Here is a 22,263-nt window from a genome sequence, read left to right as displayed (position 1 = left end):
TTCACCCGCGCCCCGCGCCGCCTCTACAGGTACTGCTCGTACTCGTCGAGGATCTTGAGGACCGATGTCTCGTCCGCCGGGGGCAGTTGGAGGACGACCTCGTCGATGCCGAGCTCCGCGTAGTGCGCGAGCTTGCCCGGGCTCGGCAGGACCGCGTACGGGACGACGTGCAGGTCCGCCGGGTCGCGGCCCGCCTCCTCCCAGCCGGCCCGCAGCACGGGCATCGACTCGGTCAGGCCGCGCCCGCCGATGGGCAGCCAGCCGTCGGCGTACTCGGTGATGTGCGCGAACAGCTTCGGGCCCGCCGCTCCCCCGATCAGCGTGCGGGGCGCGCCGCCCACCGGCTTCGGGTAGGCGTGGCTGGCCCGCACCGACACCCCGAACTCCCCGTCGTACGCGGTCGGTTCCTGTGCCCACAGGGCCCGCATGAGGCCCATGCGCTCCCGGCCGAGCTCGCGCCGCGTGCGCCAGTCGACGCCGTGGTCGGCGGCCTCCTCGACGTTCCAGCCGAAGCCGAGGCCGAGCGTGAAACGGCCGCCGGAGAGGTGGTCGAGGGTGGCGATCTGCTTCGCCAGGTCGATGGGGTCGTGCTGGGCGATCAGCGTGATGCCGGTGCCGAGCCCGAGCCGCTCGGTGACGGCGGCGACCTGCCCGAGCGCGACGAACGGGTCGAGGGTGCGGCCGTACTCGGCGGGCAGTTCGCCTCCGGCCGGATACTGCGTCGCCCGCTCCACCGGGATGTGTGTGTGCTCGGGCAGATACAGCCCGGCGAATCCGCGTTGCTCCAGCTCACGCGCGAGCCGCACGGGGGTGATGGTCTCGTCGGTCAGGAAGATCGTGGTCGAGATCCGCATGGGGCATTACTACCGGCCCGCCCCTCAGGAGTCCATGGACTCTCCGGGCGGACAGTCGTAAGACTCCGCTCCCCTTCCCTTACGGGGGAGTTCACGGCTCAATACCAGAGTTGCATGCACCACCCACGTCACAGACGGAACGTCACGAGACCCTGGGAGCCGCAGCATGTGCGAGGACGACCACACCACGACCGGCATGGGCAGACGCGCGCTGTTCGTGACGGGAGCGGCCACCGCGCTTACGTTGAGCAGTGTGAGCTTCGCGAGCGCGGCCGACGGCCGCACACCGGTGGACGGAACGAAGACGACGCGCACCGTGAAGGGGACGCTGCCGCCCGGCGCGCCCGACTTCGTGTACGTGCCGGTCGAGGTGCCGCGCGGGGTCCGCGAGATCCACGTCGCGTACACCTACACGAAGGCGACCGTCCCGGCCGGTACGCAGAACAACGCCCTGGACATCGGGGTGTTCGACGAGCGGGGCACCGAGCTCGGCGGGAAGGGCTTCCGCGGCTGGTCGGGCGGCGCGCGCACCGAGTTCTTCGTACGGGCGGACGACGCGACGCCGGGCTACATCCCGGGGCCGGTCCGCGCGGGCACCTGGCACATCGCGCTCGGCCCGTACACGGTGGCGCCCGAGGGCCTCCCGTACGAGCTGACCGTCACGCTCACATACGGCGAGCAGGGGCGGACGCCTCGCCCGGTGTACCCGCCCTCGCGCGCCAAGGGCCGGGGCCGTGCCTGGTACCGCGGGGACTGCCACATCCACTCGTGGTTCTCGGACGGCAGGCGCACGCCCGCCGAGATCGCGGCGCTCGCGCGCGCGGCGGGCCTGGACTTCATCAACTCGTCCGACCACAACACGTACTCGTCGCACGCCCACTGGGCCGACCAGGCGGGCGACGACCTGCTCATCATGCTGGGCGAGGAGATCACGACCCGTAACGGGCACGTGGTGGCGCTCGGCACGGACCCGGGCACGTTCGTCGACTGGCGCTACCGCGCCCGCGACAACCGCTTCGGCACGTACGCGCGCGAGGTCCGGCGGGCCGGCGGCCTGGTGGTGCCGGCGCATCCGCACGCCACCTGCATCGGCTGCAACTGGAAGTTCGGCTTCGGCGAGGCGGACGCCGTCGAGGTGTGGAACGGCCCGTACACGGCGGACGACGAGATCTCCCTGGCCGACTGGGACAACACGCTGGTGGCGTCCGTGCGGGGTTCGCGTGAGTGGATCCCCGCGATGGGCAACAGCGACGCCCACCGCGACCCGGACCGCATCGGCGGCCCGCAGACGGTGGTCCTCGCCGACGACCTGACCCGGGAGGCCGTCCAGGCGGGCATCAAGGCGGGCCGCAGTTACGTCGCCGAGTCGAAGTCCGTGGAGCTGACGTTCACGGCGTCCGGCTCGCGCGGCGAGCACGCGGGCATCGGCGAGCGCCTCCCCGTGGACCCCGACGCGCCGGTCACCGTCCGCCTGGAGGTCAAGGGCGCCCCGGGCTGCACGCTCCACGTGGTCACGGACCAGGGCACGCTGTTCACCGCGCCGGCGCTCCCCGAGTCCGGGTCGGGCACGGCCGAGTGGCGCACGACGGCGTCGTACGCGGCCTATGTACGGGCCGAGGTCCGGCACGCGCCGACGGTCCCGGGCCTGCCGGGGGCGCTCACGGCGTTCACGAACCCGGTGTTCCTCGGCAAGTAGGGGCTGTCCCGGATCCGAACGAGGGGCCCTAGTCCTCGACGACCAGCACCGGCGTCTCCCGCGTCAGCACCTCGCCGCGGAAGAACGCCGGGCTGCGCCGCCCCATCACGAGCATGATCACGAAGCCGACGAGCAGCAGGCCGACGCCGATCACGAAGACGGAGCCGACGCCGAGGACGGAGGAGCCACTGCCGTACGCCGGGTTCCACATGTCGACGAGGGTCTTCACGAACACGGCGGACAGCAGGACACCGCCGAGGACGGGGAAGAGGGCCTTGAAGAAGAAGTCCCGGGGCGAGCGCAGCAGCTCGGAGCGGAAGTACCAGGCGCAGGCGAACGCCGTGAGCGCGTAGTAGAAGCAGATCATGAGGCCGAGCGCGTAGATCGTGTCGACGAGGACGTGCTCGGAGACCAGCGTCATGACCGTGTAGAACACGCCGGTGGCGACGCCCGCGGTGACCGTGGCGCGGCCCGGGGTCCTGAAGCGCGGGTGGACGCGGGCGTAGGAGGCGGGCAGCGCCTCGTACGTCGCCATGGCGAGGACCGTGCGGGCGACCGGGATGAACGTGGTCTGCAGGCTGGCCGCGGCCGAGGCGAGGACGGCGACGAAGAGCAGGATGCCGAGGGTGGGGCCCATGACGGGGCCGGCGAGGGCGGCGAAGACGTTGTCGGACGTCGCGGGGTTGGCGAGGCCGAGGCCCTTGCCGCCGGAGCCGACGACCATCTGGGCGGCGACGCCGGTGGCGAGGTAGGAGCCGACGAGCACGACCATCGCGATGAGGGCGGCGCGGCCGGGCGTCTTCTCGCTGCCGATGGTCTCCTCGTTCGCGGTGAGGCAGGTGTCCCAGCCCCAGTACATGAAGATCGACAGGGACAGGCCCGCGGTGAACGCGCCGAACGACTTCACCGAGAACGGGTCGAGCCACGTCCAGGAGAACGGCACGGACGTGGGGAACTCGGCCGATCCCGCCTTGACGACGGCCATCACGACGAACACGGCGAGCACGACGAGCTGGAGGCCGACGAGCGTGAACTGGACGCCCTTCGTCGCCGTCATGCCGCGGTAACTGATCGCGGTCGCGGCGGCGATCAGGGCGAGACAGGTGACGATGTGGACGGCCTTGTTGTCGTCCAGGGCGCCGACGGAGGTGTTGCCGGTGATCTCGCCCGCGAGGAGCCAGAAGTACGACGTCGCGACACCGGCCAGGTTGGACAGCACGATGATCGTCGCGATGACGAGGCCCCAGCCGCACATCCAGCCCACGCGCGGGCCGAAGGCCTTCACGGTCCATGTGAACGACGTGCCGCAGTCGGGCATGGCCTTGTTCAGCTCGCGGTAGGCGAAGGCGACGAGCAGCATCGGCAGGAACCCGGCCAGGAACACGGCGGGCATCTGGAGGCCGACCTCGCCGGACGTGGAGCCGAGCGTCGAGGTCAGGCAGTAGACGGGCGCCACGGTCGAGATACCGATGACCGCGCTGCCGACCAGCCCGACGGAGTTCCCGCCGAGGCCCTTGCTGCGGACGCCCCCGTCGGGGGCGCCGCCTGCCGTGTCGTGGGCAGCCTGCGTCGGCCGCGCGTCCAGCTCAGTCATGAACAGGACGTTAAATGCTGCGGTTTCCGCATAAGGGGGACATGGACTGAAACCGGCCACCTTTGAATCGATGGCCGATTCACGTAACCATCCCACGCCCTCAAGGCATCTTCAGGTTAACCCCATTCATCGGAAGGAATTACCGACGACGTCCGATATTCGGTAATCGCAGCAGCGCCCGATTTGCCGGGTTCAAAATTTTCCGTGTGATGTCTCCGGCGGTTACCCGCGCCGTCCCCCGCGGTCCCCTCCTGCCGTCACCCCTGCCACACGATCGACTGGAGCTCGCTGTAGGCGTGCAGCGCGTACGAGCCCACGTCCCGGCCCACGCCGCTCTGCTTGAAGCCGCCGAACGGCGCCTCCATGTTCCGGCCGACCGTGTTCACTCCGACCCCGCCGGCCCGCAGCCGCCGGGCCACCCGGAACGCCCGCGCCACGTCCCCCGACCACACGTAGTCGATCAGGCCGTACTCGCTGTCGTTGGCGAGAGCCACTCCCTCCTCCTCGTCGTCGAAGGGCACGACCACCACGACCGGGCCGAAGATCTCCTCCCGCACGACCCGCATGTCGTTGGTGCAGTCCGCGAGAAGCGTCGGGGCGACATAGAAACCCCGGTCCAGCGCCGGCCGCTCGCCGCCCGCGACGACCCGTGCCCCCTCCTTGCGGCCCAGCTCGACGTACGACTCGACGCGGTCGCGGTGCGCCGCCGAGATCACCGGCCCGACGACCGTCCCCCGCGCCCTCGGATCGCCCACCTTCATGTGGCCGACGTACGCGGCCAGCTTCGAGACGAGCGCGTCGTACACCCCGCGCTGCGCGATCACCCGCGTCGGCGCCGTGCAGATCTGCCCGCTGTAGAAGGCGTACGTCGTGCCGATCCCCGAGACCGCCGAGGCGAGACCCGCCTCGTCCAGGTCGTCGAAGACGAGCGCCGCGCCCTTGCCGCCCAGCTCCATCAGCTGCCGCTTCATCCCGCGCCCGCACACCTCGCCGATGCGCCGGCCGACCGCGGTGGAGCCGGTGAAGCTGACCATGTCGACGTCCGGCGAGTCGACGGCCGCCTCGCCCACGTCCACAGCCGTCCCGCTGACCACGTTCACCACACCGGGCGGTGCCCCCGCCTCCTCCAGAGCGGCCGCCATCCGGTACACCGACAGCGGGTCCTGCGGGGCGGGCTTCACGACGACCGTGTTCCCCATGGCGAGCGCCGGGGCGACCTTCCCGGCCGGGTTCGCCCACGGGTTGTTGTACGACGTGATGCAGGTGACGACGCCGACAGGCTGCCGTACGGCGAGCGCCCCGAGCACGCCCGCCTTCCCCATGGGTCCCGCCTCGTTGATCTGCGGCGGCAGCCCCTGCTCGACGGGTTCGAGCGCGCCCTTCGCGTAGCGGCGGAACCGCGCCACCCCGACCGCGACCTGCATCCCGCGCGCCGTCCCGCTCGTCGCGCCGCTCTCCGCCTGCGCGAGTTCCGCGTTCGCCGCGAAGTCGCGCTGCATCACGTCGGCGGCCCGGTCCAGGATCGCGGCGCGCTCCTCCGGCCTCGTGGCGGACCAGGACGCGAAGGCCTCGCGGGCCGCCGACGCCGCGTCGTGGACCTGCGCGCGGGACGCCTCGGGGGCGAGCCCGACGACCTCCTCCGACGCGGGGTCGACGACCTCGTAGTGCCCGCCGTCCGGCTCGGTCCACTCGCCGCCGATGAACAGCCTCTGCGCGTGCGTCATGTGGTGCCGCCCGGGGTCTCACTCGCCGAGCCCCGGACCGCCTTCTTGTCCGGCCGGGGGTCCGGGGGCTGCCCCCCGGGAAGGTGCAGCGTGCTCACCGTCCTCGTGTCGCGGCCCGACCGCAGCACGGTCCCGGGCACGGCCCCCGTCACGACGTCCTCGCGGATGACCTCGACGCCGTTGACCCAGACGGCGTTGATGCCGATCGCCTTCGAGTCGAGGCGCGGGCTGTCGCCGGGCAGGTCGTGGACGAGGGTGGCCTTGCCCGCGTCGATCCGCTCCGGGTCGAACAGGACGAGATCCGCGTGCCAGCCCTCCTCGATCCGGCCGCGTTCACGCAGCCCGAAGAGCCGCGCCGGATCGTCGGTGAGCATCTTCACCGCCTCCTCGATCCCAGCCAGCTTCCGCCCGCGCAGACAGTCCCCGAGGAAGCGCGTCGTGTACGGCGCCCCGCACATCCGGTCCAGGTGAGCCCCCGCGTCGGACCCTCCGAGGAGCACGTCCTCGTGGCTCCAGGTCTCGGCGCGCAGGGCCCACGAGTCCGGGTCGTTGTCGCTGGGCATGGGCCAAAGGACCGTCCGCAGACGGTCGTTCGCGCAGATCTCGATGATGCACTCGAAGGGTTCCTGGCCGCGCTCGGCCGCGATGTCGTCCACCACGCGCCCGGTCAGGCCCTCGTTCGCCTGCGCGTACGTGTCCCCGATGACGTACCGCCCGAAGTGGGCGAGCCGCCGGAAGACGCCGACCTCCTTGCTGTCCGCGCGCCGCAGCATCTCCGCTCGCACGGCCGGGTCGCGGAGCTTCGCGATCCGCTCGTCGACGGGCAGGGAGAGGATCTCGCCCCAACCGGGGATGAGGTTCAGGGCGCAGAACGTGCCGAGCGACATGTTCATGGGGGTCAGGATCGGCATGGTCAGCGCGACGATCCGGCCGCCGGCCTTGCGGGCCCGCTCGCTGGGGATCAGCTGGCGCGGCACCCGCTCGGGGACGGCCGCGTCGATGGTGAGGACGTTCCAGTTCAGGGGCCGCCCGGCGGCCGCGCTCATCTCGACGAACAGGTCGATCTCGTCGTCGCTGAACTGGTCGAGGCACCCGGCGACGATCGCCTCGATCTGGGTGCCCTCGTGCTCGGCGACGGCGCGGCTGAGCGCGAGCAGTTCCTCGGGCCGCGCGTGCCGCGAGGCGACCGGCTGCCCGTCGCCGTCCGAGTGCGTCGAGGACTGCGTGGTCGAGAAGCCCCAGGCGCCCGCGTCCATCGCCTCGTGGAACAGGGCGAGCATCTGCTCAAGCTGCTCGGGCGTCGGCTGCCCGCCGACCGCGTCCGCGCCCATCACGTACCGGCGCAGCGCGCAGTGCCCGACCATGAAGCCGGCGTTGACGGCGATCCGCCCGTCGAGGGCGTCCAGATACTCACCGAACGAGTTCCACGTCCAGGGCGCGCCCTCCTCCAGCGCGACCAGCGACATGCCCTCGACCTTGGACATCATCCGGCGCGTGTAGTCGGCGTCCTCGGGCCGCTCCGGGTGCAGCGGGGCGAGCGTGAAGCCGCAGTTGCCGCCCGCGACGGTCGTCACCCCGTGGTTCAGGGACGGCGTCGCGTACGGGTCCCAGAACAGCTGGGCGTCGTAGTGGGTGTGCGGGTCGACGAAGCCGGGGGCGAGGATCCGGCCGCGCGCATCCTCGCTGCCCGCCGCGGGCTCCGCCACGGCCCCCGGCTCGGCGATGACGGCGATACGCCCGTCGCGTATCCCCACGTCGGCGACGTAGGCGGGGGCTCCCGTCCCGTCGACTACGGTCGCTCCTTTGATCAGGTGGTCGAGCACGAGGTCGTCCCCCTCCTGAAGGGTGAGTACTGGCGAGTTCGCGTCACTCGGCGGTGCGCCCGTCCGGCGCGTTCGAGGAGTGACCCGCAACCCCAGGGGCCCCGACCCCCGTCCGGGAAAGGAGGGGCCGGGGCGGTCCATGGGCCGGGCCTGATCAGACGGCCTCACGGAAGCGCGTCGTCCGGTGCACCGGATCCGTGTCGATCTTCGGGATGACGTGCTCGCCGATCAGCTTGATCGACTGGAGCGTGTCCTCCTTGGAGATGCCGATCGGCATGCCGAACGACAGCTGGTCGGCGCCCGCCTGCTCCCACCGCTTGCACTGCGTGAGCACCTCGTCCGGGTCGCCGCAGATCAGCAGCTCCTCGGCGATGAGGAGTTCGATGATCTCCTCGTTGAACTCGGGCAGCGTCTCGGGCCACACGGGGAAGCCCTCGGGCCGCGGGAACGTGTCGTGGTAGCGGAAGACGAGCGACTGGAGGTAGTGCAGCCCGCCGGTCGCGGCGATCCGTACGGCCTCCGCGTGGGTCGGCGCGCAGATCGCGGTCGAGGTCACCATGACGTTGTCGTTGACGAACGCCCCGACGGGCTCCGCCTTGCCGATGTTCGACTTGTACTGGTCGAGCACCCACTCCATGTCGGAGACCTTCTGGACACTGAAGCCCAGGACGCCGAGTCCCTTCCTGGCGGCCATCGCGTACGAGGGCGGGGAGCCGGCCGCGTACCACATGGCGGGGTGCGCCTTCCCGTACGGCTTGGGGAAGATCTTGCGCGGCGGCAGCTGCCAGTGCTTGCCCTTGAACCCGACGTACTCCTCCTGGAGCCACATCTTCGGGAACTCGGCGATGGTCTCTTCCCAGATCTCCTTCGTGTAGTTCATGTCGGTGACGCCGGGGATGAAGCCGAGGATCTCGTGGCTGCCCGCGCCGCGCCCGCTGCCGAACTCGTGCCGCCCCTCGCTGAGGTGGTCGAGCATGGCGACCTTCTCGGCGACCTTCACCGGGTGGTTGACCTGGGCGAGCGGGTTGAAGATGCCGGAGCCGAGGTGGATGCGTTCGGTGGCGTGGGCGAGGTAGCCGAGGAAGACGTCGTTGGCGGAGAGGTGCGAGTACTCCTCCAGGAAGTGGTGCTCGGACGCCCAGGCGTACTTGAAGCCCGACTTGTCCGCCTGGATGACGTACTCGGTCTCCTCCATCAGCGCCTTGTGCTCGGCGAGCGGGTCGGTCTCGGCCCGCTTGCCCACATATCCCTGTACAAAGAGCCCGAATTCCAAGGAGGTTCACCGTCCCCTGTCTGTGACCGGCGGCTGCGTCAGAAGCTCCTGCGCTCTTTCTGACGTACCGTCAGATTCGATGTGCCGACTGTTTCACCGTGCCCGTACAGCGTCAATACCTGATGCAGCGTCAGATCAGGTGGGATCACAGCACGCTGACGCCCGCCAGCCACCCGCCGTCGATGACGAACGGCTGGCCCGTGATGTACGCGGAGTCCTCCTGCGAGGTCAGGAACAGCGCGAGCCGCGCCACCTCCTCGGGCTGCCCGACCCGCCCCAGCGGCACGAGCTTGCGGTACAGCTCGTCGAGCGCCTGCGAGGCCTCCTCGGTGTCCGCGCCCGGGTCCAGCTGCGAGGGATTGCTCATCGCGGTGTCGATGGCACCGGGACAGACGGCGTTCACGCGGATCTTCTTCGCGGCCAGTTCGAGGGCCGCCACCTTCGTCAGCCCCACGATCGCGTGCTTGGTGGCGGTGTACGCGCCGACGTACGCCATGCCCGTCACCCCCGTGTAGGAGGCCGTGTTCACGATCGTGCCCCCGCCGGCGGCCTCGATCTCGGGCGCGACGGTCTTGATCCCGAGGAAGGCACCCACCTGGTTGACCTGGATGATCTGCTGGAACTCGTCCAGAGGCGTGCTGACCAGCTCGTTGAACCGCAGGATCCCGGCATTGTTCACGAGCCCGTCGATCTTCCCGTACGCCTTCTTCGCGGCGGCGACGGCGGCCGTCCAGTCGTCCTCGCGGCTCACGTCCAGATGGACGTAGTGCCCGCCTATCTCCTTGGCGAGCGCCTCGCCCTGGTCGTCCAGGACATCCCCGAGCACCACCCTGGCACCCTCCGCGGCGAACAGCCGCGCCTCCTGCTCGCCCTGCCCGCGCGCCGCGCCCGTGATGACGACGACGCGCCCGTCCAGCTTGCCCATGCCGGTACTCCTAGTCCTTGAGGTGCCTAGTCGTTCAGGTGCGGAGCGACGTCGGCGGCGAACGCCGCCATCTGGTCGGTGAGTTCACCGAGGCTCCGGGAGCGGAACCTGACCTGGATCTGGTCCACGCCCATCGCGCCGTACGCGCGCAGTGACTCGGCGAGGGCCTGCGGGGCGCCGGACAGGGTGCGCCGCCCGACGTGCCACGCGGGTACGCCCACGTAGAGAGGCTCGGCGATCGCGCCCACGGTGACGGGAGCCTCGACACCCGCCTCCTCCCGCAGCCGCTTCAGCTTCGCTATCTGTCCCGGCAGTTGCTCCCGGCTGTCCCCCTGCGGCAGCCATCCGTCCCCCTTCACGGCGGCGCGGCGCACCGCCGGGACCGAGGAACCGCCCACCCACACGGGGACCCGGCTCTGCGCGGGACGCGGCCGCTGCCCGAGCCCCTCGAAGGCGTACCGCTCCCCCTTGAACGACGGATACTCCTCCGGCCCGAGCGCCGCCCTCAGCGCGTCCACGGCCTCGTCGAGCACGGCCCCGCGCCGCGCGAAGTCCACCCCTAGCGCCTCGAACTCCTCCTGTACGTGCCCTGCCCCCACCCCGAGGATCAGCCGGCCCCCGGAGAGATGGTCGAGGGTCGCGTACTGCTTGGCGGTGGCCAGCGGATGGCGCAGGCCGACGATCGCGACGTGGCTCATGAGGCGCACGTTCTCCGTGATGCCCGCGAGGTACGCGAGCGTGGCCACCGGGTCGTACCAGGTGGTGCTCATCGCGTCGGCGAGGCGGCGCGGGATCGCCACGTGGTCGCAGCAGGCGATGTAGTCGAAGCCGGTCCGGTCGGCGATGCGGGCGATCTCGGCGAGGTCGGCGGCTCCGGCGCCGGCCTCCCAGCTCTCGGCGTACATCGTGGACTGGGACTGGACCGGGAGCTGGATGCCGTAGGCCAGACGCCCCGGCGCCCGGCCGCTCACCGCTGCCCCGCCCAGAGTCCGTCGTCGGTCAGCCCCAGCAGGTCGATGGCGTTGCCGCGCACGATGCGCTCGACGACGTCGGCGTCCAGGTGCCCCATCTGCGCCTCTCCGACCTCCTTGGACTTCGGCCAGGTGGAGTCGGAGTGCGGGTAGTCGGTCTCGTAGAGCACGTTCGCGACGCCGATCGCGTCGAGGTTCCTGAGCCCGAACGCGTCGTCGAAGAAGCAGCCGTAGACATGGTCGGCGAAGTACTCGGAGGGCCGCTTGCGGACCTTGTCGGCGACGCCGCCCCAGCCGCGGTTCTCCTCCCAGACGACGTCCGCGCGCTCCAGGATGTACGGGATCCAGCCGATCTGCCCCTCGGCGTACATGATCCTCAGGTTCGGGAAGCGCTCGAACTTGCCGCTCATCAGCCAGTCGACCATCGAGAAGCAGCAGTTCGCGAAGGTGATGGTCGAGCCGACGGCGGGCGGCGCGTCGGGCGAGGTCGACGGCATCTTGCTGGACGACCCGATGTGCATCGCGATGACGGTGCCGGTCTCGTCGCAGGCCCGCAGGAAGGGGTCCCACTCGTCCGTGTGGACGGACGGCAGGCCCAGGTGCGGCGGTATCTCGGAGAAGGCGACGGCACGCACGCCCCGGGCGGCGTTGCGTCGCACCTCCGCCGCGGCGAGCTCGGCGTCCCACAGCGGGACGAGGGTGAGCGGTATGAGCCGGCCCCGGGCCTGCGGCCCGCACCACTCCTCCACCATCCAGTCGTTGTACGCGCGCACGCCGAGCAGCCCGAGTTCACGGTTCTTGGCCTCGGTGAACGTCTGCCCGCAAAAGCGCGGGAAGGTGGGGAAGCAGAGCGCGGACTGGACGTGGTTGACGTCCATGTCGGCGAGCCGGGCCGGCACGTCGTACGAGCCCGGACGCATCTGCTCGTACGTGATGACCTCCAGCCTGATCTCGTCACGGTCGTAGCCGACGGCGGTGTCGAGGCGGGTGAGGGGCCGGTGCAGGTCCTCGTAGACCCACCAGTCGCCTATCGGCCCCTCGTCCCCGGGCGCGCCCATGACCGGCGCGAACTTGCCGCCCAGGAACGTCATTTCCTTCAGGGGGGCGCGCACGATGCGCGGGCCTTCGTCCCGGTACTTGGCCGGGAGGCGGTCCTGCCAGACGCCGGGCGGTTCCACAGTGTGGTCGTCCACCGAAATGATCCGGGGGAAGACCTGCGGGCTCTCCTTGGTCTCCTTGGTCTCCATGTCGACCACGGTAGCGCTGATCTGACGACCCGTCAGCTCTCCGGACGGCGGGGACATGAGGTGAGGTGTCTGTGATGGCTGTCTCGCGTGGCTGACGCATCCGCCATGAACAAGGCAAACTGGCCTCGTCGTCTTTGGATCCGACGCGTGCGGCAGGGGGCAGCGATGGACGGTGTACCGCGAGTACCGGAGCAGCGGTACGCCGGGACCTCCGAAAGCACCGGGAGCGCTGAGCTGCCCGAGGCCACGGAGGTCCCGGCGCGCCTGCGCTTCAGTGTGCTCGGCCCGGTGCGCGCCTGGCGCGGCGACGAGCTCCTGACCACGGGCTCACCGCAGCAGCGCGCCCTGCTCGCGGCGCTCCTGCTGCGCGAGGGACGCACCGCGACCGCCGCCGAGCTGATCGACGCCCTGTGGGGCGACGAACCCCCGTCGCAGGCTCTCGCCGCCGTCCGTACGTACGCCTCCCGGCTGCGCAAGATCCTCGACCCCGGCGTCCTCGTCAGCGAGTCCGGCGGCTACGCGATCCGCTCCGTGAGCGGCGACGCGCTCGACCTGGCCGCGGCGGAGGCGCTGCGCTCCGACGCGGAGAAGGCCCGGAGCGCCGGGGACCTGTGCAAGGCACGCGAACTGGTCAACCGGGCGTTGGCCCTGTGGGACGGCGAGCCTCTCGCCAACATCCCCGGCCCGTACGCCGAGACCCAGCGCGCCCGCCTGGAGGAATGGCGCCTCGGCCTGCTCGAGTCCCGCCTCGACATGGACCTGGAGCAGGGCTGCCACGCGGAGGCGGTCTCCGAACTCACCGCCCTCACCGCCGCTCACCCCCTGCGCGAACGCCTGCGCGAGCTCCTCATGCTGGCCCTCTACCGCTCCGGCCGCCAGGCCGAGGCCCTCGCCGTCTACGCCGACACCCGCCGTCTCCTCGCCGACGAACTCGGCGTCGACCCCCGCCACGGCCTCGCCGAACTCCAGCAGCGCATCCTCCAGGCGGACCCTGCGCTCGCGGAACCGTCCGCCCCCACGGCGGAGCCTTCGGCGGCCCCGCTCCGCCCGGCCCAGCTGCCCGCCACGGTCCCGGACTTCACCGGCCGGGCCTCATTCGTGACCGAACTGCGCGACATCCTGGCCTCCGCGTCCTCCCCCGACGGGGAGGGCCAGGTCATGGCGGTGTCCGCGGTGGCCGGGATCGGTGGCGTGGGCAAGACGACGCTCGCCGTCCACGTGGCCCACGCCGCCCGCCCGTCCTTCCCCGACGGCCAGCTGTACGTCGACCTCCAGGGTGCCGGCTCACGCGCGGCGGAACCGGAGACGGTCCTCGGCTCGTTCCTGCGCGCGCTCGGCACGGCCGACTCGGCGATCCCCGACTCCCTGGAGGAACGCTCGGCGCTCTACCGTTCCACGCTCGACGGCCGCCGCGTCCTCGTCCTCCTGGACAACGCCCGCGACGCCGCCCAGGTCCGCCCCCTGCTCCCCGGCACGGAAGGCTGCGCGGCGCTCATCACGGGCCGCGTCCGCATGGTCGACCTCGTGGGCGCGCATCTCGTGGACCTCGACGTGATGTCACCGGAGGAAGCGCTCCAGCTCTTCACGAAGATCGTGGGCGCGGAACGGGTCGCCTCCGAGCGGGAAGCGGCCCTCGACGTGGTCGCCGCGTGCGGCTTCCTTCCCCTCGCCATCCGCATCGCGGCGTCGCGCCTGGCGGCACGGCGCACATGGACGGTCTCGGTCCTCGCGGCGAAGCTCGCCGACGAGCGCCGTCGCCTGGACGAACTCCAGGCGGGCGACCTGGCGGTCAAGGCGACGTTCGAACTGGGCTACGGCCAGCTGGAGCCCGCGCAGGCCAGGGCCTTCCGGCTGCTGGGCCTCGCGGACGGCCCGGACATCTCCCTCGCTGCGGCGGCAGCGGTCCTGGACCTCCCGGTCGAGCCGACGGAGGACCTCCTGGAGTCCCTGGTCGACACGTCCCTGCTGGAGTCGGCGGCCCCCGGCCGCTACCGCTACCACGACCTGGTCCGGCTCTACGCGCGTGCGTGCGCGGAGCGGGACGAGCTGCCGCCACAGGAGCGGGAAGCGGCGATGTCCCGGCTGCTGGACTTCTATCTGGCCACGGCGGCCCGGGTCTATGCGATCGAGCGGCCGGGGGACCGGACGGTGGATCACCTGGAGACGACCCGCCACCCGGGCCAGGAATTCACGGACGACGGCACGGCACTGGACTGGCTGCACGCGGAGGCGGCCTGCATTCTGGCCTGCGTTCAGCAGTCGCTGGGGGCAGGCACACTGCGGCGGGCAGTCGATCTCCTGTTGGCTTCGAAAGATCTGGCCGAGTCCGGAGTCAGCGCATTGCGCTACGAAGTCGCTGCCATGTCTGCTCGGGACGCGGCGGCAGGCGCTCGCGAAGCACACGCTGAGGGCCGAGCCCGTACAACACTCGCGCAAGTTCTCAGCAGGGCCGGAAGGTTCGACGAAGCCGGCGCGGAGGCTGAACGAGCCATAGCCCTTGGGAACAAGTCCGGCGACCCATGGACCAGCGGCAACGCCCCCAACGAACAGGGGATCATCGCTGCTCTCCGAAACGAGCCAACACTGAGCGAATCTCACTTGCTCACAGCAATCGAGTCGTTCCGGACAGATGGAAATCGTCCCGGTGAGGCCAGCGCGGTCTGCAACCTCTCCCGGGTCCTTGTCTCCATGGGCCGCACAACGGCAGCCATCGAACTGGCTCGCCAAGGCGTGACCATCTACGACGAACTGGGGCTGACTTTCCGCCTCGCCAACGCCCGATACGCCCTGGGGATCGCCCTGAGCAACAAGGGGGAGCAAGCCGAGGCTCTGGGAGAGCTCACCGAGGCGCTGAAGGTCTTCGTGGAGAACCGGCAGCGGCTCTGGGAAGGCACGACACATTACCGCCTCGCACAGGTACACCTCTCGGCGCGCCGACCTGCGCAAGCCGCACAGCATGCGGAACAGGCCCTGGGTACCGGCTGTATCGGCGGCGAGTGGATGCGCGCCAACGTGCTGACACTTCTTGGACGCGCCCTGGACGCCCTTGCCCAGGTCGACCGAGCACGAGCCTGTTGGCGTGAGGCTTTGGCCATCCATGAGCTGGCGGACGCTTCCGAGGCCGTTGAGCTGCGGCAGCTCCTTTCTCCGGTCGCCGCCGCCTGACACCCCGGGCGGACGTTCATCGAACGTTTATGAGCAGCTGCGACTCTCAATCCATCGATCCGTCGCGTCGGGGGGCAGACGGATTGTCACGGGCCTCACAGATAGGGTGAGCGGCCCCGGAACGCCCGTTCGGCGACCCACGGGGGAGTTGCCGAACGGGCGTTTCCCACCCAGCACACCGTCAATCCATGGGAGTTCGCGAGTATGAGCGACGCAAAGAAGACCGAAGAAATCACCACCCAGGACAGCCACATGCCCGCGCCTCCGAGCGACGGCAAGGTGACCACTCAGGACAGCCACATGCCCGCGCCTCCGAGCGACGACGCCATAGTCACCCTGGACAGCCACATGCCGGCTCCGCCCAAGGACGCCTGAGACTTTCTTCCCGACGGGGATCGGCCGCGGCGGCGCGGAGGGGGAGCCGTCGCGGCCGAGTCATGTCCGGGCGGGGTGACTCGCTCAGGCCGAACTCTGGCGGAAGCCGCTCGATTTCACGCTGGCGCCCACCGCCGTGTCAGCGACGATTGATCCATTGCCACCGAAGTTTCCTGCAAGCGAGGGTTGATGAGCCGCCGAATATCACAAGGCGTACTGGTCATCTGCTCGATCGGCGTTGTGATCAACATCGTGGACGCAATCGGGACGGGGCATCTGGAGCCGCACGATGCTTTCCCCGCGCTGGTCGCGCTCAGCACGGGGAGCGAACTGCTCAAAGAGCGGCGCCCCAGGGCCGCCAAGGTGTTGGGCGCCGTGATGTCGGTGCTGCTGGTGGTTGCCGGATCCGTCGCGGGGGCCAGGGCGTGGGCCTCACTCTTCAGGGGCACCGCCCATGACTGGCTCGACCTCGGAATCGGGGTCCTGGTCGCGCTCTACGTTGCCGTCGGTGCGGTCCGGCTGCTCGCGCGCCTGTACCGCAGGGCATCGAGGTCTCGCATGGATGCCGGCATGTTCAGCGCGTAACGCCGGTATCGGTCCAAGTTCGTTGGCGATGGATCAATCTTCGGTGTCGCAGGACAGTCACCGCTGCCATGGTCGTCGGCGCGGCTGCGCCGGCACTGGCGGACAGCCACATGCCCGTGAGCCCGCTGGACAGCCACGCGCCGATCGCGCCCCAGGACAACCACATGCCGATCGCCCCGCTGGACAACCACCAGCCCTGATGCAGCTCCCTCTCGACGGGGCCGAGCTCGCCGAGTTCGGCCCCGTCGTCGTGCGCGCGCCCTACGCGCGGGGTGCCCCGAAGCGCGCCAGGTAGTGCCACACCTTCTTGACCGACTGCGGGTCGTAGCGGCCTGCGCGCGCCGCGTCTCCGATGATGCGGGGATCGAGCACGCCGCCGACGGCGATCCGCGTGGCCAGGTCGACGTACTCCTGACCTCGGTAGCCCGGGTGCCGGCGGAGTTCATCGACCCCGAGACGGAAACCGCCGTGCCACTCCACCGGGCAGCCGAGGCGCAGCGCCGCAGACTCGACCGGGGAGTCCCGGTAGCACGGGTCCAGGACCACCGCCTCCACATGACAGTTCAGCCGGACCGGACCGTGCACCTGCGCCTCGATGTAGTCGTCCAGGTCGTCCTGACGGTCGGCCAGGGCGAGACCGATGAGCCCCATACGGGCAGCGACACCGAAATCCGCGGGCTCAAGGAAGCTGTCCGGGTAACAGAACGTGGTCCGCGACACCGCCTTCGCACTCAGCCGGAAATGGGCGGATCCGAACCGCGGCGCCGCCCCCACCGTCTTACGGCGGAAGTTCAACGCCCCGTAGACCGGCCGCTCATGAGCAGCCGCCTCGTCATAAGACCCGTCGAAGATCCGGCTCTCCCAGCGCCACCGGTCCCCTCCGGGATACGCGGTGAGGCCGCCGTTGCTCGTCCCCGTCACGAACTGCGAGCGGTACAGGCCGTCGTCGGCCAGGGCGTCCAGGGTCGCCTTGCCGTGCAGCAGGCGGTCCGGGTGGAAGTTGAGCGTCACCCTCAGCGACGGGTCCAGCGGAGGGCCCGTCGCCACTGACGCGACATGACGCAGGGCCCGTTCCTGCGGCGTGAGGGAGGCATCGGGACCGGGGCTCATCCGGGCAGTGTTCCTCAAGCCGCTCAACCGGCGCACATGTATTCCGACGCCCGGTGGTCGCGGTAGTACGGCCGGGTCAGCGGCTCGTCGGACACATCGACCCGGCAGTCCGTCGCGGCCTCGCGCGCGTACGGGCTGCGGGGCCGCGCACGCGGGGGCGGAGCCGCGACCGGCCCCGGCTCCGTCACCGTGACGGCCCGCCGCCGGGTGCCCCGGCCCGGCAGCAGCCACGCGAGCACCCGCCCGAGCAGCGCCGGCAGCACTACTCCTCCCCCGCCTCGACCTCGCACCAGACCGTCTTCGACGCCGCGCCCTGCTCCACGCCCCATCGCCGCGCCACCGCGTCGAGCAGCACGAGGCCCCTGCCCGACTCGTCCTCCCCCGTCGCGTGCAGCAGCACGGGGAGTACGCGCGGATCGGGGTCCGTGACCTCGACCCGGATCCCGACGCCCTCCACCCGCGCCACCCGCACGCGAACCGGCGTCCCCTCCCCCACATGCCGGATCACATTGCCCAGCAACTCGCTCACACAGAGCTGTACTTCGAGGCAGGCGACACCCAGGTGCCCCCGCACCGCCCGGCGCAGCTCCGGTACGGCTTTCGGGACGGCGAGCAACTCGGCCTCCAGGTCGGGCGGGGTCCCTACTTTCGCGCCGACGGCGGTGGGGGTATGGCGGTGCATGCGGACGCCTTCCTGTTGAGTGCACTCCGTGACGAATCAGTCACACAGTGACGGCGGGCGGCGTAGCGTGAAAGGGGTTTGGGTTACGCAGAGCAACTGGCAAACGGTGGTGGTGAGTTGTGTCCTCCCGCAAGGATCCCGACGCGTCGGCGAACGTCCCCTCGTTCTACGGCGCCGAGTTGCGCTTCAAGAGGGAACTGGCTGAGCTCACCCTCGAACAACTGGCGGAGGGAAGCTTTCGTGGGGTTCCGTTCCTCAGTCAGATCGAGCGTGGCGAGCGCCGCATGCCCCTGGACCTGGCCAGGCACGTGGACGAGAAGCTGGACACCGACGGCTTTTTCCAACGGCGTTGTGAAGATGCACGCAAGGCACGGCAGTCGGGGCACGCGGAGTACTTCGCGGACGTCGCCGAGATGGAACAGCACGCGGAGACCATCGAGGACTGGGCTCCGATGATCGTGCCCGGGTTGCTTCAGACCGAGGCGTACGCCACGGCAGTCGTGCACACTTCCCTGCCATGGCTGCGTCCGGAGACCGTCGAGAAGCAGGTCGGCGCTCGTATGAAGCGGGCGAAGCTCTGGGAGCGCGAGGACCATCCGACGTTCTGGGGAATCGTGCACGAGTCCCTGATCCGTAACCCACTACTGCAACCAGTAGAGATGGCGGGGCTGCTGGAGCACATCGTGCGTGTGATCCGGTCTACGCAGAGCGTTTTACAGATCCTTCCGGAAACTGCGGCCGCACACCCGATGATGATGGGCATGATCCGGATCATGACCTTCCCGGACGCGCCACCGGTGGTGTACACGGAGGGACTCCACAGCGGCCAACTCATCGACTATCCAGCCCTCGTGAAGGACTACCGCAGGTCGTACGATCTGCTCAGGGCCGCCGCTCTGCCGCCGGAGGCGTCCCTCGCCCTGATCGAGGAAGCGGCTGAGGACTACCGAAATGGCAAGCAAGGAATTTGACTTGAGCGGCGCGCGCTGGAGGAAGAGCAGCTACAGCAACGGCAGTGGCGGCGAATGCGTCGAGGTAGCCGACGGCCACCCCGCCCTCGTACCTGTCCGGGACTCCAAGACCGCCCGCTCCGGCGGCCCCGTCCTCCTCTTCCGTACCCGCGCCTGGGCCTCCTTCGTAGCGAACCTGAAGCGCTGACCCGGCCCCGAATCCACGCCATTGGCAGATCCCGGCCACCCACCCACGCCCACCGACCCCACCCCCTGGCCCATACCCGCCAATCCCGACCACCCCGGCCCGAGCGCCACGGGTATGCGGCGATTGCCCCTGCCGCGAGCGCGGGGAAGCTGGGCCCCCGTTCCGTTCCTGGAGACCTGGGCCGCCGTCGCCGTGAAGGGCGCCGCACGCGGCAGCTCTCGACCCGCTCAGGGCTGAGTGGCTGACGCCGAGCACACGACTCGGACGTGAGCAGCCACGCAACTGCCCTACCGGCGGAAGCGTTCCCGGGAAAGATCACCGCGCAGCGGGCCCCGGACCATCACGAGCGCGTGACGGCGGCTCCGAGGGACAGGACGGGAAAGCGAAGGGACGCAGGGCCCTGACGTCGACAGGGCTCTGATGCACCTCGCAGAACCTCGCCGCGCGCTCTGAGGGGCGCGATCGAGAGTGGGGCGGGAAGCGAAGCTCGTCCAGGGGCTGGTTATCCACAGGCGTGAGCGCGAGATCCCGCGCTCCGGCAGAGTCGTCTCATGGCGGGGACGGAGTTGCGGGCGTTGGCGCGGGGCGGGGTGCTGCTCACCTCGGCCGCGCTGGAAGCCGGCTGGGCGGGGCGTACGCTCACGCGGCGGTTGCGCAGCGAAGGGTGGGTCCGGCTGCGGGCCGGGGCGTGGGGCGAGCCGGGACGCAGGCCCGACCTGCCGATACGTCTCCTGGCCGTGCAGCTCCTCAAGCCGGGGCTCGTCGTCAGTCACCGCAGTGCCGCCGCGCTCTGGCGGATCGAGACGCTCACCCCCGCGCGCGGCGCCCACACCCTGTACTTCACCGACCCCGGGCTCACACTCCGCCGGGAAGGGACAGGGGTGCGCGTGCACCGGATGCCCCTCGCGGCGGGCGAGATCGCGGTCCGACGGGGGCTGCGCGTCACGCACGTGAACCGCACCGTCGCCGACCTGCTCCGGGCAGGCGGTCCCACGGACGACGCACTGGTCGCCGTCGAGTCGGCGCTCACCCGGCGCACGGTGGGCCACGTGCGCCGGGCCCCGCTCACGACGGCCGCCGCGCTCGCCGCCGAACTGGAGGCGCCGCTGCTCGGGGCGTCCCGCGCCCGGGGCCGGCTGAAGCTCGTGGACCCCGGCGCCGGGTCCCCCGCCGAGACCGTCGCGCGCCTGCGCCTGCACGACGCGGGCCTGCGCCCCGAGAGCCAGGTGGAACTGCGTACGCCGGACGGGCGGCGCCGATTCCTGGACTTCCTGTTCCGGGCGGAAGGACTCGCCGTCGAGATCGAGGGCTACGCGTACCACGGCTCCCGGGAGGCGCACCGGCGAGACATCGACCGCTTCAACCAGGTACTCCAGTGCCCGGGGGTCCGCCTCCTCCTGCGCTACACCGCCGCCGACGTCTTCCGGCGGCCCGAGCGGATGGTCGAGGAGATCCGCACAGCCCTCAGCCAGCTACCGCCTACGGTGGCTCACCGGCCCCGCAGCTCCCCCTTCACCACCTTCCCGCTGGCGTTGCGCGGGAGTTCGGCCACGAAATCGACCTCTCGCGGCACCTTGTAGTTCGCCATCTCACGGCGGGACCAGGCGATCAGGTCGTCGGCCGTGACGACGGATCCCGGGCGCCGTACGACGTACGCCTTGCCGACCTCGCCCAGCCGCCCGTCCGGGACGCCGATCACGGCGACGTCGGCCACGTGCGGGTGGAGACCGAGGAGCTGCTCTATCTCGGCCGGGTACGCGTTGAAGCCGCCGACGATGAACATGTCCTTGATGCGGTCGGTGATACGAAGGTTCCCCGAGTCGGACAGGACGCCCACGTCACCCGTGCGGAGCCAGCCGTCCTCCGTGAACGCCTCGCGCGTCGAGTCCTCGTCCTCGAAGTAGCCGCTCATGACGTTGAAGCCCCTGACCAGGACCTCGCCGGGTTCGCCGGGGCCGGGCGAGTCCACTCGCACCTCCGTGCCGGGTATCGCCCGGCCCGACGTCGACGCGATCACCGACGCCTCGTCGCCGCGGCGGCACATCGTCACGATGCCGCTCGCCTCGGAGAGGCCGTATGCCGTGAGGACGGTGTCGATGTGGAGTTCGGAGCGGAGGCGTTCGACGAGCTGGAGGGGGACCACTGCCGCTCCCGTCACCACGAGGCGCAGGGCGGAGAGGTCGTGGGAGCCGCGGTTCGGGTGGTCCAGGAGCGACTGGTGGAGCGTGGGCGGGCCGGGGAGTACGGAGATGCGTTCGGCGGCGATGTTGGCGAGGACCGTGTCCACGTTGAAGACCGGCTGCGGGACCATCGTCGCGCCGCGCATCAGGCAGGCGATGATGCCGGCCTTGTAGCCGAAGGTGTGGAAGAACGGGTTCACGATCAGGTAGCGGTCGCCTTCGCGCAGGCCGGCCAGGTCGGACCAGATCGCGTAGCCGCGCAGGGTCTGGGCGTGGGTGATCACCGCGCCCTTGGGGCGGCCCGTGGTGCCCGAGGTGAAGATGATGTCGGAGGGGGAGGTCGGGGCGATTCCCGCCGCGCGGGCCCGGACCGTCTCGCCCGAGATGCCCTCGCCGCCCGCCAGGAAGTCCTTCCAGGTCCGCCAGACGCGCGGGTCCTCGTGGTCGGTGGAGGTGTCGGGGGCCGTGTCGGCGAGGACAACCACCTGTTCCAGGCAGGGGAGTCCGGCGTTCGCGCGGCGCAGGGACGCCACGTACGACGTGCCGAGGAACGTACCCGTCACGAACAGGAGCTTCGCGCGGGAGCGGGCCAGGATGTAGGCCGCCTCCGTACCCTTGAAGCGGGTGTTGAGGGGGACGAGGACCGCGCCCGCGCTCACCGCGCCCAGGGCGGAGACGATCCAGTCGAGGGTGTTGGGCGCCCAGACCGCGACCCGGTCGCCGGGTTCGACGCCGCTCGCGATGCACGCGGCGGCCGCCCTTTCGACGCGGTCGCCCAGTTCCGCGTACGACAGGCGCGTACGGCCCTCGACGACGGCCTCACGCTCCCCGTACCGTTCGGCTGCCGCATGCACCAGTTGGGGAACGGTGCCCCACTCCAGGTCCCCGCGCATCGCACGAC

General features: G+C 70.6%; 18 protein-coding genes and 1 pseudogene. 7 read left to right on the top strand and 12 right to left on the bottom strand.

All coding sequences use genetic code 11. From position 1 onward, the window contains the following. Positions 1-23: 23 nt before the first annotated feature. Positions 24-854 carry an LLM class F420-dependent oxidoreductase gene (locus OHO83_RS25945; protein WP_266671549.1) on the bottom strand — a complete coding sequence of 277 codons (831 nt, stop codon included), beginning with the start codon at positions 852-854 and terminating at the stop codon, positions 24-26. Positions 855-1,020: 166 nt separating this feature from the next. Between OHO83_RS25945 and OHO83_RS25940 the strand changes: the two genes are divergently transcribed. Next, a complete protein-coding gene (locus tag OHO83_RS25940) occupies positions 1,021-2,550 on the top strand; it encodes a CehA/McbA family metallohydrolase (RefSeq protein ID WP_266671551.1) in 1,530 nt (509 codons plus the stop codon). A gap of 28 nt (positions 2,551-2,578) precedes the next feature. Here OHO83_RS25940 and OHO83_RS25935 read toward each other — a convergent pair whose 3' ends face one another. From OHO83_RS25935 to OHO83_RS25905, 7 genes and pseudogenes are all read right to left on the bottom strand, one after another. Then, entirely contained in the window at positions 2,579-4,144 is a 1,566-nt protein-coding gene (locus tag OHO83_RS25935; RefSeq protein WP_266671553.1) for an APC family permease, read from the bottom strand. A 257-nt stretch (positions 4,145-4,401) separates the two neighbouring features. Continuing rightward, positions 4,402-5,868: an aldehyde dehydrogenase family protein gene (locus OHO83_RS25930; RefSeq protein WP_266671555.1), complete on the bottom strand. Its 1,467-nt coding sequence runs from the start codon at positions 5,866-5,868 to the stop codon at positions 4,402-4,404. Between the two features lie 89 nt (positions 5,869-5,957). After that, a pseudogene (locus OHO83_RS25925) lies at positions 5,958-7,691 on the bottom strand (N-acyl-D-amino-acid deacylase family protein); the annotation flags it as partial. Positions 7,692-7,845: 154 nt separating this feature from the next. Then, positions 7,846-8,964 carry an LLM class flavin-dependent oxidoreductase gene (locus tag OHO83_RS25920; RefSeq protein WP_116512464.1) on the bottom strand — a complete coding sequence of 373 codons (1,119 nt, stop codon included), beginning with the start codon at positions 8,962-8,964 and terminating at the stop codon, positions 7,846-7,848. A 145-nt stretch (positions 8,965-9,109) separates the two neighbouring features. Continuing rightward, positions 9,110-9,889, bottom strand: a complete 780-nt coding sequence (locus tag OHO83_RS25915; protein WP_266671559.1) for an SDR family NAD(P)-dependent oxidoreductase — start codon at positions 9,887-9,889, stop codon at positions 9,110-9,112. Positions 9,890-9,915: 26 nt separating this feature from the next. After that, positions 9,916-10,794, bottom strand: coding sequence for a TIGR03619 family F420-dependent LLM class oxidoreductase (locus tag OHO83_RS25910; protein WP_405638357.1), 879 nt, complete (start codon positions 10,792-10,794; stop codon positions 9,916-9,918). A gap of 62 nt (positions 10,795-10,856) precedes the next feature. Continuing rightward, positions 10,857-12,107, bottom strand: a complete 1,251-nt coding sequence (locus OHO83_RS25905; protein ID WP_266671563.1) for an amidohydrolase family protein — start codon at positions 12,105-12,107, stop codon at positions 10,857-10,859. A 165-nt stretch (positions 12,108-12,272) separates the two neighbouring features. Here OHO83_RS25905 and OHO83_RS25900 point away from each other — a divergent pair, with 165 nt between their 5' ends. The 3 genes from OHO83_RS25900 (at position 12,273) to OHO83_RS25890 (ending at position 16,232) form a co-directional block, all read left to right on the top strand. Continuing rightward, a complete protein-coding gene (locus tag OHO83_RS25900) occupies positions 12,273-15,272 on the top strand; it encodes an AfsR/SARP family transcriptional regulator (protein ID WP_266671565.1) in 3,000 nt (999 codons plus the stop codon). A 204-nt stretch (positions 15,273-15,476) separates the two neighbouring features. After that, complete coding sequence (locus OHO83_RS25895; RefSeq protein WP_266671567.1) at positions 15,477-15,647, top strand: hypothetical protein; 171 nt, start codon at positions 15,477-15,479, stop codon at positions 15,645-15,647. A 189-nt stretch (positions 15,648-15,836) separates the two neighbouring features. Then, positions 15,837-16,232, top strand: coding sequence for a hypothetical protein (locus OHO83_RS25890; protein WP_330279789.1), 396 nt, complete (start codon positions 15,837-15,839; stop codon positions 16,230-16,232). A gap of 261 nt (positions 16,233-16,493) precedes the next feature. Here OHO83_RS25890 and OHO83_RS25885 read toward each other — a convergent pair whose 3' ends face one another. The 3 genes from OHO83_RS25885 to OHO83_RS25875 are packed head-to-tail and all read right to left on the bottom strand — an operon-like array spanning position 16,494 to position 18,024. Continuing rightward, positions 16,494-17,342 carry a DUF3626 domain-containing protein gene (locus tag OHO83_RS25885; protein WP_266671571.1) on the bottom strand — a complete coding sequence of 283 codons (849 nt, stop codon included), beginning with the start codon at positions 17,340-17,342 and terminating at the stop codon, positions 16,494-16,496. Positions 17,343-17,365: 23 nt separating this feature from the next. Next, positions 17,366-17,605 carry a hypothetical protein gene (locus OHO83_RS25880; RefSeq protein ID WP_266671573.1) on the bottom strand — a complete coding sequence of 80 codons (240 nt, stop codon included), beginning with the start codon at positions 17,603-17,605 and terminating at the stop codon, positions 17,366-17,368. Then, entirely contained in the window at positions 17,605-18,024 is a 420-nt protein-coding gene (locus tag OHO83_RS25875) for an ATP-binding protein (RefSeq protein ID WP_266671575.1), read from the bottom strand. The genes OHO83_RS25880 and OHO83_RS25875 overlap by 1 nt, the downstream gene beginning before the upstream one ends. A gap of 119 nt (positions 18,025-18,143) precedes the next feature. Between OHO83_RS25875 and OHO83_RS25870 the strand changes: the two genes are divergently transcribed. The 3 genes from OHO83_RS25870 to OHO83_RS25860 all read left to right on the top strand — a co-directional run bounded on the left by OHO83_RS25870 (position 18,144) and on the right by OHO83_RS25860 (position 20,762). Continuing rightward, positions 18,144-18,995, top strand: a complete 852-nt coding sequence (locus OHO83_RS25870; protein WP_266671577.1) for a helix-turn-helix domain-containing protein — start codon at positions 18,144-18,146, stop codon at positions 18,993-18,995. After that, a complete protein-coding gene (locus OHO83_RS25865) occupies positions 18,976-19,182 on the top strand; it encodes a DUF397 domain-containing protein (RefSeq protein ID WP_266671579.1) in 207 nt (68 codons plus the stop codon). Before OHO83_RS25870 ends, OHO83_RS25865 begins: the two co-directional genes overlap by 20 nt. Before the next feature lie 551 nt (positions 19,183-19,733). Then, positions 19,734-20,762, top strand: a complete 1,029-nt coding sequence (locus OHO83_RS25860) for a hypothetical protein (RefSeq protein WP_266671581.1) — start codon at positions 19,734-19,736, stop codon at positions 20,760-20,762. Here OHO83_RS25860 and OHO83_RS25855 read toward each other — a convergent pair. Next, positions 20,672-22,255, bottom strand: a complete 1,584-nt coding sequence (locus OHO83_RS25855; protein ID WP_266671583.1) for a FadD3 family acyl-CoA ligase — start codon at positions 22,253-22,255, stop codon at positions 20,672-20,674. The genes OHO83_RS25860 and OHO83_RS25855 overlap by 91 nt on opposite strands. Positions 22,256-22,263 lie beyond the last annotated feature (8 nt).

The sequence above is a fragment of the Streptomyces sp. NBC_00569 genome (genome assembly GCF_036345255.1).
In the GTDB taxonomy this organism is placed as follows: Bacteria; Actinomycetota; Actinomycetes; order Streptomycetales; family Streptomycetaceae; genus Streptomyces.
Note: the sequence above shows the minus strand (reverse complement) of the source record. Positions and strands in the feature narration are given on the sequence as shown.

Bases quoted from the DNA above. Each gene is read 5' to 3' on its own strand.
- OHO83_RS25945 (WP_266671549.1), bottom strand. From the start codon at position 854: ATGCGGATCTCGACCACGATCTTCCTGACCGACGAGACCATCACCCCC.
- OHO83_RS25940 (WP_266671551.1), top strand. From the start codon at position 1,021: ATGTGCGAGGACGACCACACCACGACCGGCATGGGCAGACGCGCGCTG.
- OHO83_RS25935 (WP_266671553.1), bottom strand. From the start codon at position 4,144: ATGACTGAGCTGGACGCGCGGCCGACGCAGGCTGCCCACGACACGGCA.
- OHO83_RS25930 (WP_266671555.1), bottom strand. From the start codon at position 5,868: ATGACGCACGCGCAGAGGCTGTTCATCGGCGGCGAGTGGACCGAGCCG.
- OHO83_RS25915 (WP_266671559.1), bottom strand. From the start codon at position 9,889: ATGGGCAAGCTGGACGGGCGCGTCGTCGTCATCACGGGCGCGGCGCGC.
- OHO83_RS25910 (WP_405638357.1), bottom strand. From the start codon at position 10,794: ATGTACGCCGAGAGCTGGGAGGCCGGCGCCGGAGCCGCCGACCTCGCC.
- OHO83_RS25905 (WP_266671563.1), bottom strand. From the start codon at position 12,107: ATGGAGACCAAGGAGACCAAGGAGAGCCCGCAGGTCTTCCCCCGGATC.
- OHO83_RS25900 (WP_266671565.1), top strand. From the start codon at position 12,273: ATGGACGGTGTACCGCGAGTACCGGAGCAGCGGTACGCCGGGACCTCC.
- OHO83_RS25895 (WP_266671567.1), top strand. From the start codon at position 15,477: ATGAGCGACGCAAAGAAGACCGAAGAAATCACCACCCAGGACAGCCAC.
- OHO83_RS25890 (WP_330279789.1), top strand. From the start codon at position 15,837: ATGAGCCGCCGAATATCACAAGGCGTACTGGTCATCTGCTCGATCGGC.
- OHO83_RS25885 (WP_266671571.1), bottom strand. From the start codon at position 17,342: ATGAGCCCCGGTCCCGATGCCTCCCTCACGCCGCAGGAACGGGCCCTG.
- OHO83_RS25875 (WP_266671575.1), bottom strand. From the start codon at position 18,024: ATGCACCGCCATACCCCCACCGCCGTCGGCGCGAAAGTAGGGACCCCG.
- OHO83_RS25865 (WP_266671579.1), top strand. From the start codon at position 18,976: ATGGCAAGCAAGGAATTTGACTTGAGCGGCGCGCGCTGGAGGAAGAGC.
- OHO83_RS25860 (WP_266671581.1), top strand. From the start codon at position 19,734: ATGGCGGGGACGGAGTTGCGGGCGTTGGCGCGGGGCGGGGTGCTGCTC.
- OHO83_RS25855 (WP_266671583.1), bottom strand. From the start codon at position 22,255: ATGCGCGGGGACCTGGAGTGGGGCACCGTTCCCCAACTGGTGCATGCG.